General features: G+C 60.9%; 12 protein-coding genes. 8 read left to right on the top strand and 4 right to left on the bottom strand.

The genetic code is table 11. The features are described 5' to 3' along the window. Positions 1 to 118 precede the first annotated feature (118 nt). The gene (gene arfB / locus NAV33_RS07665) at positions 119 to 532 is read left to right on the top strand and encodes an alternative ribosome rescue aminoacyl-tRNA hydrolase ArfB (RefSeq protein ID WP_255978567.1); all 414 of its coding nucleotides are present in this window, start codon (positions 119 to 121) and stop codon (positions 530 to 532) included. 126 nt (positions 533 to 658) lie between these two features. On the opposite strand, the gene NAV33_RS07660 is transcribed toward arfB, so the two are convergent. Together NAV33_RS07660 and NAV33_RS07655 are read right to left on the bottom strand one after the other, a co-directional pair. Next, a complete protein-coding gene (locus tag NAV33_RS07660; protein ID WP_255978565.1) occupies positions 659 to 1,954 on the bottom strand; it encodes an MFS transporter in 1,296 nt (431 codons plus the stop codon). 274 nt (positions 1,955 to 2,228) lie between these two features. Then, entirely contained in the window at positions 2,229 to 3,119 is an 891-nt protein-coding gene (locus NAV33_RS07655) for a LysR substrate-binding domain-containing protein (RefSeq protein ID WP_255978563.1), read from the bottom strand. A 218-nt stretch (positions 3,120 to 3,337) separates the two neighbouring features. Between NAV33_RS07655 and NAV33_RS07650 the strand changes: the two genes are divergently transcribed. The 7 genes from NAV33_RS07650 to NAV33_RS07620 all read left to right on the top strand — a co-directional run bounded on the left by NAV33_RS07650 (position 3,338) and on the right by NAV33_RS07620 (position 10,746). Further along, positions 3,338 to 4,159: an FAS1-like dehydratase domain-containing protein gene (locus NAV33_RS07650; RefSeq protein WP_255978561.1), complete on the top strand. Its 822-nt coding sequence runs from the start codon at positions 3,338 to 3,340 to the stop codon at positions 4,157 to 4,159. A gap of 101 nt (positions 4,160 to 4,260) precedes the next feature. Next, positions 4,261 to 5,424, top strand: coding sequence for an acyl-CoA dehydrogenase family protein (locus NAV33_RS07645; protein ID WP_255978559.1), 1,164 nt, complete (start codon positions 4,261 to 4,263; stop codon positions 5,422 to 5,424). 101 nt (positions 5,425 to 5,525) lie between these two features. Continuing rightward, positions 5,526 to 5,918, top strand: coding sequence for a VOC family protein (locus tag NAV33_RS07640; RefSeq protein ID WP_255978557.1), 393 nt, complete (start codon positions 5,526 to 5,528; stop codon positions 5,916 to 5,918). Next, positions 5,915 to 7,267 (top strand): MmgE/PrpD family protein, encoded by a 1,353-nt coding sequence (locus NAV33_RS07635; protein ID WP_255978555.1) that lies wholly within the window; start codon positions 5,915 to 5,917, stop codon positions 7,265 to 7,267. Before NAV33_RS07640 ends, NAV33_RS07635 begins: the two co-directional genes overlap by 4 nt. 265 nt (positions 7,268 to 7,532) lie before the next feature. Beyond that, positions 7,533 to 8,735, top strand: coding sequence for a CaiB/BaiF CoA transferase family protein (locus NAV33_RS07630; protein WP_255978553.1), 1,203 nt, complete (start codon positions 7,533 to 7,535; stop codon positions 8,733 to 8,735). A gap of 120 nt (positions 8,736 to 8,855) precedes the next feature. Next, the gene (locus NAV33_RS07625; protein WP_255978551.1) at positions 8,856 to 9,683 is read left to right on the top strand and encodes an HpcH/HpaI aldolase/citrate lyase family protein; all 828 of its coding nucleotides are present in this window, start codon (positions 8,856 to 8,858) and stop codon (positions 9,681 to 9,683) included. A 58-nt stretch (positions 9,684 to 9,741) separates the two neighbouring features. Beyond that, complete coding sequence (locus NAV33_RS07620; protein ID WP_255978549.1) at positions 9,742 to 10,746, top strand: TRAP transporter substrate-binding protein; 1,005 nt, start codon at positions 9,742 to 9,744, stop codon at positions 10,744 to 10,746. A 322-nt stretch (positions 10,747 to 11,068) separates the two neighbouring features. On the opposite strand, the gene NAV33_RS07615 is transcribed toward NAV33_RS07620, so the two are convergent. Both NAV33_RS07615 and NAV33_RS07610 read right to left on the bottom strand, forming a co-directional pair. Beyond that, positions 11,069 to 11,476: a PA2817 family protein gene (locus NAV33_RS07615; RefSeq protein WP_255978547.1), complete on the bottom strand. Its 408-nt coding sequence runs from the start codon at positions 11,474 to 11,476 to the stop codon at positions 11,069 to 11,071. 236 nt (positions 11,477 to 11,712) lie between these two features. Continuing rightward, positions 11,713 to 14,160: an acyl-CoA dehydrogenase gene (locus NAV33_RS07610; RefSeq protein WP_255978545.1), complete on the bottom strand. Its 2,448-nt coding sequence runs from the start codon at positions 14,158 to 14,160 to the stop codon at positions 11,713 to 11,715. Positions 14,161 to 14,247: the final 87 nt, after the last annotated feature.

The following is a 14,247-nucleotide window of genomic DNA, read 5'->3' as shown; positions in this document are numbered from 1 at the left end:
CGAGCGGGCTACAGTAGCCGAACCGACTCGCCTGTAGCGGCTCGAAATCATATAAAAACGTGTCCGCGCTGCCCTGCTCGTGGACAATGCCTGTTCATTTTTGATTCATGAAGGGCCGATGCTCGACATATCCAACAGCGTGCAGCTACCCGACAGCGAGATCGAGCTGACCGCCATCCGCGCCCAGGGTGCCGGCGGCCAGAACGTCAACAAGGTGTCCAGTGCGCTGCATCTGCGCTTCGATATCAATGCCTCCTCTTTGCCGCCGTTCCACAAGGAGCGCCTGCTGACGCTGCGTGACAGCCGCATTACCAGCGACGGCGTAATCGTCATCAAGGCGCAGCAGTATCGTACTCAGGAGCAGAACCGAGCCGATGCGCTCGAGCGGCTGGCCGAGCTGATTCGCAGTGTGGCGAAAGTCGAAAAGGCGCGACGCCCGACCCGACCGACGCTGGGTTCGAAGAAGCGCCGCCTGGAAGGCAAAAGCAAACGCGGCGCGATCAAGGCCGGGCGCGGCAAGGTGGAATTCTAGTGCCTGGGCCAGGGTGACGTGGGCCCGGGCCGGGCGCCCGCCATCCTGCGTTAGCTCTGTATGGCCGTTTTGAGCCAGCGCGCTGGAGCAGGTGTGGACTCAGCAGATGGACTCATGTCACTTCGCTCAGTGCGTTCCCGTGCGCTGTTCGACGATGTCATCGTCGAGCGTGTCGTCGACGCTCTCTGATTCGGTGGTTTCGCCTTCCGGCGTATCGGGCATCAACTCCAGCACGGTATGGCTGGTACGCAGCATCGGCGTGAAATGGCCGTGGGGCTCGGTGACCAGATCGAATACCCGACGAGAGCGAAAGTAGGAATAAATGGCCAGAAATGCCAGCGTAACGGCGAAGAACACCGGCAGGGCCTTGGGCCCGAAAAAGCTCATCAGGCCGCCGGCGACCACCGGGCCGAAGGCGGCACCGAAGCCGTTAGCCAGCAACAGGCCGCTGGAGCCGGAAAGGATTTCGTCCGGGTGCAACTGGTCGACCATCTGCGCCACGGCGATCGAGTAGATCGAAAAAGCCAGTCCGCCCCAGAGAAACATCATTCCGAGCAGGAGCGGGCCGGAGGTCAACGGTGTAATCAGGCCGCCGAGCACCGCTGCGATCGCGACGACCCAGAGCATTACCAGGCGGCGGTCATGCTTGTCGGAAAACAGCCCGATCGGCCATTGCAAAACGGCACCGCCCAAGATGGTGATACTCATCAGCAGACCGACGCCAGACGCATCGAAGCCACTCTGCGAGGCGTAGACCGGCGCCAGTCCCCAGAAACCGCCCAGCGTCAGACCCGATACACCGGCGGCCATCAAGGGTAGCGGCGCGATGCGAGCCAGTTGCAGCAGGTCGGTGGCCGGCATGTCCGGCTGTGCCGGCTGTGCCTGGCGGGTCAGAGTGATGGGCATCAGTGCGGCGCAAATAAGGATGGCAGCGAGCGCGAAGAGCGTGAAATTCATCGGGTTGTCCAGACTCAGCAATTGCTGGGCCGCCGCCAGCGCGCCGAGGTTGACCGCCATGTACAGCGCGAACACCTGGCCGCGTTTTTCGCCGCTGACCTGGGCGTTGAGCCAGCTCTCGATGACCATGTACAGCGTCACCAGTGCAACGCCATAGAGCACTCGCAAAACCAACCATACCCAGGGATTGACGATGAGCACATGCAGCAGCACCGCAACTGCGGCGAGAGCCGCATAGAAGGCAAAGGTACGGATGTGACCAACGCGCCGGATAAGCGACGGAGCGAGCCAGGTGCCGACGAGAAATCCGGCGAAATAACCCGACATTAGCAGGCCGATCATTCCGGTGGAGTAGCTCTCCGCGATGCCGCGGAGCGTCAGCAGAGTGTTCAGCAGGCCGTGGCCGAGCAGTAGTAATGCAACTCCGCCCAGCAGCGAACTGATGGGGGCTAGTAAGGACGTCATGGCAAACAACCTTAAGCAAGTAAATCTGAAATGGCGAGCTGACTTATCAGGGATGCTCGCCGTTAAAGCATGTAAGCAACTGAATTTACTAAGTTATTCTTAGTTGTTGCGCTCAGCACATGCAGCTTGGGCAGCATTTTCCGCTGAGGATTCAAAACCCTGGATAATTTCCAGCGAAGCGTGCTGGACGATTTCGCGCGCCATTCGTGCTGCGGTCCTTACCGGTCACGCCTGACGAATATCACTGCTCATGCGTTCAGCTTGGCTCAGGCTTTCATGTTTGTCCCGGCATGAGCGTTGCGATCAACGCCCTGACACTGCCAGGCAGAGCGTTCAGTTCGCGGACCAGAATGCTGCGTTCACGCACAGCCCAGGGCTCATCCAGCTCGACCATGGCCAGGCGCATGGTGCGGCTATGCCGGCAGGCGGCGGATTCGGGGATGATGCCGATACCGACATCGGCCTCGATCATCCGGCACACGGCTTCGAAACTCGATAGCTGGATACGCAGGGAAAGACTGCCGCCGAGTTTCTCCACCTGATCGCGCAGAAAGGTCAGCAGTGTGCTGCCTTCGTGCAGACCGATATGTTGGTAGTTCAGCGTCTGGCGCAACGTCACGCGTTTTTCCGCGGCCAGCGGATGGCCGACGGGCACCGCCAGCAACAGGCGATCGGTGCTGAAATGGAGGACTTGCAGTCCTTCGGCCTGTACTGGCCCGGCGATGATGCCCATGTCCGTGCTGCCATCCAGCACGCCGCGAACGATGTCACGGCTCAGACGCTCCTGCAGATCGACCGTCACACCAGGGCGCTTTGCGAGAAAGCCTGCCAACACTTCGGGAAGGAATTCGGTCACCGCCGTGGTGTTGGCGAAGATGCGGATATGCCCGGTCGAATCGGTACCGTATTCGGTGAACTCGCTTTTCAAGTAGTCCACTTGGCGCATGATCAGCCGCGCGTGTTGCAGCAGTTTGTGCCCAGCCGGCGTCAGTTCTACGCCACGGCTGTCGCGGTATAGCAGGCGGCTGTCCAGCTGCGTTTCCAGCGCCTTGATTCGTGCGCTCGCGGATGCCGGTGACAAATGCGCACGGCGTGCGCCCTGGGTCAGGCTGGGAGATTCGGCGATATGAATAAACAGGCGCAGATCGGGCAGATCGAAATGCATGGCAGGTTCCATAGGTTTTTGTAGGCGTCAGGGAGACGTTGAGTCCTTGCTGGCGAAGCTTTTGCGTGGCTGCGATTCGCGAGCAAGCTCACTCCTACAGATGGGTGCGAGGTGAGTGAGTGTTCAGAATATCCGAACACTGGTGTAGGTAAATACAAATTCTCAGAACGCTTGCGTCGTTGCATGCTGTGGCGAAACAAAACAGCCGGAAATCCGCCATGACCGACGTATCTGCCTGGATAGGCCGCACCGAAGAAGTTCACGATCAGCTCAGCCGCAATTTGCTGATACGCGTCGCCGCGACGCTGGGCGAGGCAGTTCCGGCCGATGGCGAGGCACTGCCTCCGCTGTGGCAGTGGTGCTTCTTCCAGGAGCCGATCGCCGAAAGCGGTCTTGGTGAAGATGGCCACCCGGCCCGCGGCGGCTTCCTGCCGCCGGCCGATAATCGCAATCGCATGTGGGCAGGCGGGCGTGTCGAGTTTTTCGAGCCGCTCACCGCAGGTGCCGAAGCGACGCGTGTATCGACCATCAAGCACATCGAGGAAAAGCACGGGCGCACCGGCGCGCTGCTGTTCGTCACCGTGCAGCACGACTATCTACAGGACGGCCGCCTGGCCATTCGCGAAGAGCAGGACATCGTCTATCGCGAGCCTAGCCCACCGAAAGCCAGCAGCGGCGAGCCGATGGTCGCCGGTCATTGGCGCGAGGCGGTAACGCCGACTCCGACGCTGCTGTTCCGCTATTCGGCAGTCACCTTCAATGGCCATCGCATTCATTACGACTGGCCCTACGTCACTGAAACCGAAGGCTATTCCGGGTTGGTAGTACACGGCCCGCTGATCGCCACGCTAAATCTGCGCGCCTTCTGTCGCGGTAATCCCGAGGCGCGGGTCAAGCGCTTCGCCTATCGCGGGCTGCGGCCTCTGGCCGCGCCGGAGCCTTTCGAAGTGGGTGGGCGCATCGTCGCTCCCGGCAAGGCAGAACTGTGGGCCGGCGATCACAACGGTTTGGCGCAGAAGGCCGAAGTGGAATTCGAGTAATACCAAGTCTTACAGCGTAGGAGCGAGCTTGCTCGCTAACCAGGCGAACGTGATTCGCGAACAAGCTTGCTCCTACACGCGCATGAATCCGAGGAACCGAGATGAACCCGAGCAAGATTGAAGAACTGAATTTCATCCGCGAAGGCGTGCGCGCCCTCTGCGCCGAATTCCCCGCCGAATACTGGCGCAAGATTGACGAGGAAAAGGGCTTTCCTGAAGCCTTCGTCAAGGCGCTGACCGAAGCCGGCTGGCTGTCGGCTATGATTCCGGAAGAGTACGGCGGCTCCGGCCTGGGTCTGGCGGAGGCCTCGGTGATCCTCGAGGAAGTGAACCGCTGCGGCGGTAACTCCGGCACCGTACACGGGCAGATGTACAACATGTTCACCCTGCTCCGAAACGGCAGCGAGGAGCAGAAGCGCTATTACCTGCCCAAGCTTGCCAGCGGCGAGCTGCGCCTGCAGTCCATGGGCGTGACCGAGCCGACTACCGGCACCGACACCACCAAGATCAAGACAACCGCAGTGAAGCAGGGCGACAAGTACGTCATCAACGGGCAGAAGGTGTGGATCTCGCGTATCCAGCATTCCGACCTGATGATCCTCCTGGCCCGCACCACGCCGCTGGCCGAGGTAAAGAAGAAATCGGAAGGCATGTCGATCTTCCTGGTCGATCTGCGCGAAGCCATCGGCAACGGTCTGACCGTCCAGCCGATCGCCAACATGGTCAACCACGAAACCAACGAGCTGTTCTTCGACAACCTGGAAATTCCCGCCAGCAGCCTGATCGGCGAAGAAGGTAAGGGGTTCCGCTACATCCTCGACGGCCTCAACGCTGAGCGCACATTGATCGCCGCCGAATGCATCGGTGACGGTCGTTGGTTTATCGAAAAGTCCGCACAGTACGCCCGCGACCGCGTGGTGTTCGGCCGCCCGATCGGGCAGAACCAGGGCGTGCAGTTCCCGATTGCCGAGGCGCATATCGAGATCGAGGCGGCGGACCTGATGCGCTGGCGCGCCTGCGAGGAATACGACAGCGGCCGCAACGCCGGCGCGGCGGCCAACATGGCCAAGTACCTCGCGGCCAAGGCCAGCTGGGAAGCGGCCAATGCCTGCCTGCAGACCCATGGCGGCTTCGGCTTCGCCAACGAATACGACGTCGAGCGCAAATTCCGTGAGACGCGTCTGTATCAGGTAGCGCCGATCTCGACCAACCTGATCCTGTCGTACGTGGCAGAGCATCTATTGGAGCTGCCGCGCTCGTTCTAATGGGTCAGAAGCTGTGGGCTGAAACGGAACGCCGTCCGACCCACCCTACAAATTCGACATTCGTAGGGTGGGCTTCAGCCCACCAAAACGGGCGAAACGCCATGCAGATCAACCACCTTGACCATCTCGTCCTGACCGTCGCCGATATCGACGTCACGATTGATTTCTACCGTCGCGTGCTTGGCATGCAGGCGGTGACCTTCGGCGAAGGGCGAAAGGCGCTCGTCTTCGGGCTGCAGAAAATCAACCTGCACCAGGCAGGTCGCGAATTCGAGCCCAAGGCCGAGCGGCCAATGCCCGGATCGGCGGACCTCTGCTTTATCGTCGCCACGCCTCTGGATGAGGTGATTGCTCACCTCGAAACGCAGGGCGTTGCCATTATCGAAGGGCCGGTGAAACGCACTGGCGCCACCGGGGCGATTCGTTCCGTCTATGTGCGTGACCCCGACCTCAATCTAATTGAACTGTCCAACCCGCTGGAGACCACCGTATGAGTCAGCACACCCAGGCCCTTACAGAGTTTCTTGCCGGACTGCGCTATGAGCAGATCCCCGAGCCGGTGCTCGCCCGCACCGAAGACCTTTTTCTCGACTGGCTGGGCTCGGCTTTGGCCAGTACCGGTTCGCATCCGATCCCGCTGTTCGAGCGCTACGCGCAGAAAATGGGGCCAGCCGATGGGCCGGCGCGTGTCTTCGTCAACCGCACGGGTAGCTCGGCTTATTTCGCCGCGTTGGTGAACGGGGCGAGTTCGCACCTGGTTGAGCAGGATGACTTGCACAACAGCTCCGTACTGCATCCGGCTACGGTGGTGTTTCCGGCCGCGCTGGCGGCCGCGCAAGATCTGGGCAAATCCGGTCGCGAGCTGCTGTTGGCTTCGGTTGCCGGCTACGAGGCGGGGATTCGCATAGGCGAATTCCTCGGCCGTTCTCATTACCGCATTTTCCATACCACGGCGACGGTCGGCACTCTGGCCGCTGCGGTCGCAGTGGGCAAGCTGCTCGACTTCAACCAGGCGCAATTCACCGACTTGCTGGGCAGCGCCGGGACTCAGGCTGCCGGGCTCTGGGAGTTCCTGCGCGACGCCGCTGACTCCAAGCAGCTGCATACCGCCAAGGCGGCCGCCGATGGCCTGCTCGCTGCCTACCTGACTGCGGATGGTCTGACTGGCGCGAAGAACATCCTCGAAGGCGAGCAGGGCATGGCTGCTGGCATGTCCAGCGATGCTGATCCGACGAAGCTTTCCGACCGGCTCGGCACGCGCTGGGCGCTGGCGGAAACCTCGTTCAAGTTCCACGCCTCCTGCCGCCATACGCATCCGGCGGCCGATGCGCTGCTCGATCTGATGCAGCGTGAGGGGCTCAAGGCCAACGACATCGCCAGCGTCACCGCTCGTGTGCACCAAGGCGCCATCGACGTGCTCGGCCGCGTGACAGTCCCGCAGACCGTGCACCAGGCGAAGTTCTCCATGGGCACCGTACTCGGGTTGATTGCTGTGCATGGCAAGGCGCAGCTGACTGAGTTCCATGGTGTGGCGTTGACGGATCCGGACGTCTCGGCTTTCCGCGACAAGGTATGCATGCAGCTCGATCCAGAAGTGGACAGCGCCTATCCGGCGCGCTGGCTCGGCCGGGTCGAGGTGAACACGGTCGATGGCCGCCAACTGAGCGCTGCCATCGACGAACCTAAGGGCGATCCGGGCAATACGCTGAGCCGCGATGAGCTGGAGGACAAGTTCCGCCGGCTGGTGGCTTTCTCCAGTGCACGCAGCGCGCATGAGGCGGGCGAGTTGATCGACAAGGTTTGGCGTTTGCGCAAGATGGATCGACTAGACCAATTGGCTTGACGGCATTGCAGTGACTCGGTGGGCTGAAGCCCACCCTACGGAGCTAAGCGCGGAAAGCGGTGGGCTGAAGCGGAGCGCCGCCCGGTGGGCTTCAGCCCACCAAGACGGCGATAGACGAACAAAAGAAAACAACCCGTAGGAGCGACCTTGGTCGCGAATGGGAGCTGAAGCGTTTGCGAACAAGGACTCGGCGTCCCCCTGGCTCCTACAAAAAGCCCGGTGCGTGAAGCACCGTCTGGCCTGAACCGAATTAGCAGGAAACGATATGAATACAACCCAGCAACCCCGCCCGCTAGACGGCATTACAGTGGTCAGTCTCGAACACGCCATCGCCGCGCCGTTCTGCACTCGTCAGTTGGCCGATCTTGGCGCACGCGTGATCAAGATCGAGCGGCCCGGTTCCGGCGATTTCGCCCGCGGCTATGACGAACGCGTCGATGGCCTGGCCTCGCATTTCGTCTGGACCAACCGCTCCAAGGAAAGCCTGACCCTGGATGTAAAGCAGGATTCCGCCACCGAGGTGCTCGACCAATTGCTGGCCAAGGCGGACGTGCTGGTGCAGAACCTCGCACCGGGCGCGGCGGCGCGCATGGGACTGTCGTTCGAGACGCTGCATGAACGCTTCCCGCGGCTGATCGTCTGCGACATCTCCGGCTATGGCGAAGGCGGGCCGTACGAGCAGAAGAAGGCCTACGACTTGCTGATTCAGAGCGAGGGCGGCTTTCTTTCGGTTACCGGCGGGCCCGGCGAGACCGAGATGGCTAAAGCCGGCTGCTCCATTGCCGACATCGCCGCCGGCATGTACGCCTACACCGGCGTGCTTTCGGCACTGATGCTGCGTGACAAAACCGGCGAGGGCAGCCGAGTCGACGTCTCCATGCTGGAAAGCCTGGTGGAGTGGATGGGCTACCCGCTGTATTACGCCTACAACGGTGCGCCGCCGCCGCCGCGTGCTGGCGCCGCGCACGCCACCATCTATCCGTACGGGCCGTTTCCCACTGGCGATGGCGGCACCGTGATGCTCGGCCTGCAGAACGAGCGTGAGTGGCTGCTGTTCTGCGAGAAGGTGTTGCGTCAGCCAGAGCTGGCCAGCGATGAACGCTTCTCGGCCAATTTCAAGCGTTCAGAGAACCGCGACGCGTTGCGCGCGATCATTGTCGAGACCTTCGCCAAATTGAGTGCTGAAGAAGTCATCGCTCGCTTGGACGACGCCCCGATCGCCAACGCCCACGTCAATGATATGGCGGGCGTCTGGGCGCATCCGCAGCTCAAGGCACGCCAGCGCTGGAGCGAAGTGGATAGCCCATCGGGTCGCCTGCCGGCCTTGCTGCCGCCGGGCCGCAACGCAGCCTTCACGCCGCGCATGGACCCGATCCCGGCGCTCGGTCAGCACACCGATATGCTCCTGGCGGAGTTGGGCTACGCATCGGCCGATATCCAGCGATTGCACGAGCAGGGCGCGGTTTAGGCCGCTGCGCTACATTTAATCCGATAGGGTGGACGCGGCTCACCTGAACAGGCCGATGAAATCCAATTGTGAAGCCGAAGCAAGCGTTGTCCGGCTCACCATTAAGAAAAAGAGATAGCCATGATTCCAGGTATTGTCCGCTCCGCATTGTTCGTTCCGGCCACTCGTCCGGAACGGATCCCCAAGGCATTGGCCACCGGGGCCGACGCGGTGATCGTCGATCTTGAGGATGCTGTCGCCGAAAATCTGAAGCGGGACGCGCGTGACCATCTCGACGCCTTTCTCACTGGCGATTCGGCTGCCCGCGTGTTGGTACGCATCAACGCGCCGGGGCATGCGGAGCAAGCCGAAGACCTCAAAGTGTGCGCTGCCCATCCTGGTGTTATCGGTGTGCTGCTGCCTAAGGTCGAAAGTGCGGCTCAGGTGGCGGTCGCGGCTGCATGCGGCAAGCCGGTATGGCCGATCATCGAGAGCGCGCGAGGCCTGGTTGCGCTGGCTGAAATTGCGGCGGCCGAGGGTGTCGAGCGGCTGTCCTTCGGTGCGCTGGATCTGGGCCTCGATTTAGGCTTGACCAGCGGCAGCGCGGCGGCTGAGCGCATACTCGATCAAGCGCGCTATGCACTTTTGCTGCACTCACGGCTGGCGAATCTGGCGCCGCCGCTCGATAGCGTATTTCCTGATATCAAGAACCTGCATGGCCTAGCCCAGATGGTGGCCGATGCCCGCGACATGGGCTTCGGTGGGCTGCTGTGCATTCACCCCAGCCAAGTGGCTGTGGTGCACGAAACGTTGATGCCCAGCGCCGATGAACTGGCCTGGGCGGAACGCGTCCTCGCTGCCGGAGCTTCCGGCGATGGGGTCTTCGTGGTGGACGGACAGATGGTCGATGCCCCAGTGCTAGGCCGTGCCCGCCACCTGTTGCAACGTGCCGGGCAAGCGGTTTCCTGATCGCTGCCATCGCTCATAAAAGCGTACCAACCGACAAAAACAAAAGGGGTGCTACCAAATGTTAAAAATGAATCTCAAGGCGCTCGCCTGCGCGCTTTCCCTGACCATAACCGGCCTCGCTCAGGCCGCCGAGACGGCGTCCGCTCCCATTGTTATCAAGTTCGCTCACGTGGTGGCGGATAACACGCCGAAAGGGCAAGGGGCGTTACTGTTCAAAAAGCTTGCCGAGGAGCGTTTGGGGGATCGGGTCAAGGTCGAGGTCTATCCTAATTCCTCATTATTCGGCGATGGCAAGGAGATGGAGGCACTGCTGCTCGGTGATGTACAGCTGCTGGCGCCTTCTCTGGCCAAGTTCGAGCATTACTCCAAGCCCATTCAGATCTTCGACCTGCCGTTCCTGTTCGACGATATCGCAGCGGTTGACCGCTTTCAGGCAAGCCCGCATGGTCAGGGGCTGCTGAGCAGCATGGAGGACAAGGGCATCACCGGCCTGGCTTACTGGCACAACGGTATGAAGCAGTTGTCATCCAACAAGCCAATGTACGAGCCCAAGGATGCGCGCGGTTTGAAATTCCGTGTGCAAGCCTCCAACGTGCTCGACGAGCAGTTTAAGGCACTGCGCGCTAACCCGCGCAAGATGAGCTTCGCCGAGGTTTACCAGGGACTGCAGACCGGTGTGGTTAACGGTACCGAAAACACCTGGTCGAACTATTTCAGCCAGAAGGTGCATGAAGTGCAGCCGTACTTCACCCACTCCGAGCATGGTGTGATCGACTACATGGTGATCACCAATACCAAGTTCTGGAAAGGGCTACCAGATGACGTTCGTAGCGAGCTGAAAGCGATCATGGAAGAGGTCACCGTCGAGGTGAACCGCCAGGCGGACGACCTGAACCGCGAAGCGCGTGATGCGATCGCGAAGGCAGGCACCAGCGAAATCATCGAACTGACCCCCGAACAGCGCGCCAAGTGGCGCGAAGCGATGCAGCCGGTGTGGAAGAAGTTCGAAGGCGAGATCGGTGCCGATCTGATCAAGGCGGCGCAAGCGGCTAACAAGCCGTAAGGCGAAGAAGGAGCCGCGGTGCATACCGTTGCACTGCGGCTCTGGATGTCGGAACTCCGATAAAAAATTCGTCCGCTCGACGCGGAACCGGCGGTCGATCCGATGTAGCGAAGGGCTTGGCCTAGCCGTTGATCGTGGTTTGACCGCCGTTGCCGCGTAACACCCAGCGCTCTCAGAAAATCGTCACCGCTTTCGCACTTGCGGATTCCTGCGGTGGGTTTTGATATTCCCGTCATCATTTCCAGCAGAGCCTTCAGAGCTCTCGGAGCGGCTTGGACCGCGCCATTAGAACACGCGACGCGGCATGGCTTATGGCTATGGCTTAGTGCCGGGGGCTTTCTTCGGGCATGGTCAGCAGTTGCTTTTCCATATTCCAGTCGAACGGCTCTTCGTTCTGCTCGGCTTCGTAGCGGCGCTCTTCCAGCCTTTGGAATACTTCGATTTCTTCATCTGGCATGAAATGCAGGCAGTCACCCCCAAAGAACCACAGCAGGTCGCGCGGGACGAGGTGAGCGATTTGAGGGTAACGATGGAAAACCTGGCAGATCATGTCCTGGCCCATATGCCTTTCCTCTGGCACATCTTTGAGATTCATGATCAGTTCGTCGAAGCGTTCGAGAAACAGCGCATGGCTCTCTTCGGATACCTGTTCTGTTTCACCCATGGCAAGCAGGATGCCGCGCAGATGGGCCAGTAATGCCAGGTTGTGATCGTGATAGGGGTTGGCCATGGTTCACCTGTGTCGGTTGGGCGCGCGATTATAGAGGCTCGGCGCGTTTGGTTGGATGTCTTTAATTGACCCGCGAGCAGGGCGCGGGGTTCGGTGCGCGTGGGGCGTTGTAGTCGCGGTGTGACCGATGGACGACCGAGGTGCCTGGCTTGCATGCCCACGGGCGTGGGCACAATCAGGCAAGAGCGCGGCATCACCTCGGGGCGAGGCTTTGCTTTCCGAGGCAAGCCGAACAGCTATCGAATCCGGCCGGCTGGTAGTTCAAGCTCCTCCTTGCTGAAATCGTCTACGTCGATGACTCTGCGTCTGGCGGCTTCGGCGCTGCGCAATTGTGCAGCTTCGTCATCGTTGAGTACGCCGGCCGCCACAGCTGCAGCGACCGGGTCTTGCGCCGCAGTCGGTTTGAAATTTCCATCCTTGAGCGCTTTGTGCAGCTTTTTCTGTATTGGCTGTGTGGCGGCTAGCGTGTCGAACGCGTTTCGCAACGCTCCGAAAGCCTCATCGTTGCCTTGCGGGCGGTATACGCCGTCAAGAATTTGCTCCAATGCTGAATCTCCTTCCGGGCGTCCGAGGATGGCGGCAACTTCGGCATCGAGCTCATCGGACGGCCCCTTGTGTCGTGCACCGAAGGGGAACACCAGCACGTGTAATACGCCACCAAGCAACCGGTTAGGGAAGTTGGCCAGCGTGCCGGCCAGCGCTTCCTCGGCTTTGCACAGGCAATCTTCCATAGCCCAGCGCAGCAGCGGCGCTTGCTCCATAGGATGGCCAAGATCGTGGTAGCGCTTGAGTGCCGCGGATGCCAGATACAGGTGGCTGAGTACATCACCGAGACGGGCCGACAGGCGTTCGCGGCGCTTCAGGTCACCGCCCAGGAGCATCATGGAAAGATCCGCCAGCATGGCGAACGCCGCTGCAATCCGATCTAGCGCGCGGAAGTAGGGGCGGGTCAGCTCAGTCCCCGGCGCTTTGCCGAACAGACCGAAGGTCAGCCCGAGCACCAGAGTGCTGGCGGTGTTGCTGACAGCGAAACCGATATGCTGCATCAATAACTCGTCGAATTTCGCCACCGCAGCATCGCGGTCGGGCTCGTGAACCAGCTCCATTTCGCGCAGCACGAACGGATGGCAGCGAATCGCACCCTGGCCGAAAATCATCAGGTTGCGCGAGAGAATGTTCGCGCCCTCGACAGTGATGGAGATCGGCGCAGACAACCACAGGCGGCCAAGGTAGTTGTTCGGGCCCAGGATGATTCCCTTGCCGCCATGAATGTCCATGGCGTCGGTGACGCATTCGCGGCCACGTTCGGTGAGGTGATATTTGAGGATGGCCGAGAGGACCGAGGGTTTCTCGCCCAGATCGACCGCGTTGGCCGTCAGGATTCGAGCGCTGTCCATCAGCCAGGCGTTGCCGCCGATGCGAGCCAGCGGTTCCTGGATACCTTCGAACGCGGCCAGCGGCACGTTGAATTGCTCACGGATCTGCGCATAGCGGCCGCTGACATAGCTGCATGCCTTGGCGGCGCTGACGCCTGTTGCCGGCAGCGAGATGGAGCGGCCAACGGACAGGCAGTTCATCAACATCATCCAGCCTTTGCCAATCATATCGCGGCCGCCAATGATGGCTTCCAGCGGTACGAATACGTCCTTGCCCCAGTTCGGCCCGTTCATGAAGGCGGCACCCAACGGCAGGTGTCGACGTCCGATTTCGACGCCAACGGTATCGGTCGGAATCAACGCAAGGCTGATGCCGAGCTCTTCTTCATCACCGAGCAGATGTTCGGGATCGTAGGTCTTGAAGGCGACGCCCAGCAAGGTCGCGACCGGGCCGAGCGTGATATAGCGTTTTTCCCAGTTCAAACGCAGGCCGATGACTTCCTCGCCTTGCCATTGGCCTTTGCAAATCACGCCGCTGTCATTCATGGCGCCGGCGTCGGAGCCGGCATAGGGGCCAGTCAGGGCGAAACAGGGGATGTCCGTGCCGTTGGCCAGGCGTGGCAAGTAATGGTTGCGTTGTTCATCGGTGCCGTAGTGCATCAGCAATTCGGCCGGGCCGAGCGAGTTGGGCACCATCACGGTGCTGGCGAGATCACCGCTGCGTGTGGCCAGCTTCATCACGATCTGCGAGTGCGCATAGGCTGAGAAACCTCTGCCGCCGTATTCCTTGGGAATGATCAGCGCGAAGAAGCCTTCGGCCTTGATGTAATCCCAAGCTTCCTGCGGAAGGTCCAGGCGCTGGCCGACGTCCCAGTCGTTGACCATGGCGCAAAGCGTCTCGGTCGGGCCATCGATGAATGCCTGTTCTTCTTCGGTAAGTGTTGCTTTCGGGTAGCCGAGGAGGGTGTCCCAGTTCGGTCGGCCGCTGAACAACTCGCCATCCCACCAGACGCTGCCTGCATCGATGGCGTCGCGTTCGGTATCGGAGATGGGTGGCAGGACTTTCTTGAACCAGTCGAACATCGGCCCGCTGAAATATTTGATGCGCAGGTCGGTGAGCAGCAGCGGCACCGCGACGGCGATCAGTGCTAGCCAAAGGATCACCATCAGCCAGGCTGGGGGTTCGTCGGCTGCGCCCATAAGCACCAGATACGCCGCCACCATGGCCAGCGCGGGTACGGGCGACACTCGAAAATGAGCGATCAGGGCGATGCCGAGCAGTAATACGAGCAGCCAGAGCAGGGTCATAAGATTTCCTTGTGAGCGAATGGCGTCCTACTTGAGCATAGGCTTTCGGGGTAAATCGGATAAGAACGGTTGATGCGATTGATTTCA

It is taken from the genome of Stutzerimonas stutzeri, assembly GCF_024448715.1.
GTDB lineage: Bacteria > Pseudomonadota > Gammaproteobacteria > Pseudomonadales > Pseudomonadaceae > Stutzerimonas > Stutzerimonas stutzeri_AR.
This window is presented reverse-complemented; position numbering and strand designations above follow the sequence as displayed.

Excerpts from the sequence above, each read along its gene's own strand:
- arfB (WP_255978567.1), top strand. The coding sequence starts at position 119 with ATGCTCGACATATCCAACAGCGTGCAGCTACCCGACAGCGAGATCGAG.
- NAV33_RS07660 (WP_255978565.1), bottom strand. The coding sequence starts at position 1,954 with ATGACGTCCTTACTAGCCCCCATCAGTTCGCTGCTGGGCGGAGTTGCA.
- NAV33_RS07655 (WP_255978563.1), bottom strand. The coding sequence starts at position 3,119 with ATGCATTTCGATCTGCCCGATCTGCGCCTGTTTATTCATATCGCCGAA.
- NAV33_RS07650 (WP_255978561.1), top strand. The coding sequence starts at position 3,338 with ATGACCGACGTATCTGCCTGGATAGGCCGCACCGAAGAAGTTCACGAT.
- NAV33_RS07645 (WP_255978559.1), top strand. The coding sequence starts at position 4,261 with ATGAACCCGAGCAAGATTGAAGAACTGAATTTCATCCGCGAAGGCGTG.
- NAV33_RS07640 (WP_255978557.1), top strand. The coding sequence starts at position 5,526 with ATGCAGATCAACCACCTTGACCATCTCGTCCTGACCGTCGCCGATATC.
- NAV33_RS07635 (WP_255978555.1), top strand. The coding sequence starts at position 5,915 with ATGAGTCAGCACACCCAGGCCCTTACAGAGTTTCTTGCCGGACTGCGC.
- NAV33_RS07630 (WP_255978553.1), top strand. The coding sequence starts at position 7,533 with ATGAATACAACCCAGCAACCCCGCCCGCTAGACGGCATTACAGTGGTC.
- NAV33_RS07625 (WP_255978551.1), top strand. The coding sequence starts at position 8,856 with ATGATTCCAGGTATTGTCCGCTCCGCATTGTTCGTTCCGGCCACTCGT.
- NAV33_RS07620 (WP_255978549.1), top strand. The coding sequence starts at position 9,742 with ATGTTAAAAATGAATCTCAAGGCGCTCGCCTGCGCGCTTTCCCTGACC.
- NAV33_RS07615 (WP_255978547.1), bottom strand. The coding sequence starts at position 11,476 with ATGGCCAACCCCTATCACGATCACAACCTGGCATTACTGGCCCATCTG.
- NAV33_RS07610 (WP_255978545.1), bottom strand. The coding sequence starts at position 14,160 with ATGACCCTGCTCTGGCTGCTCGTATTACTGCTCGGCATCGCCCTGATC.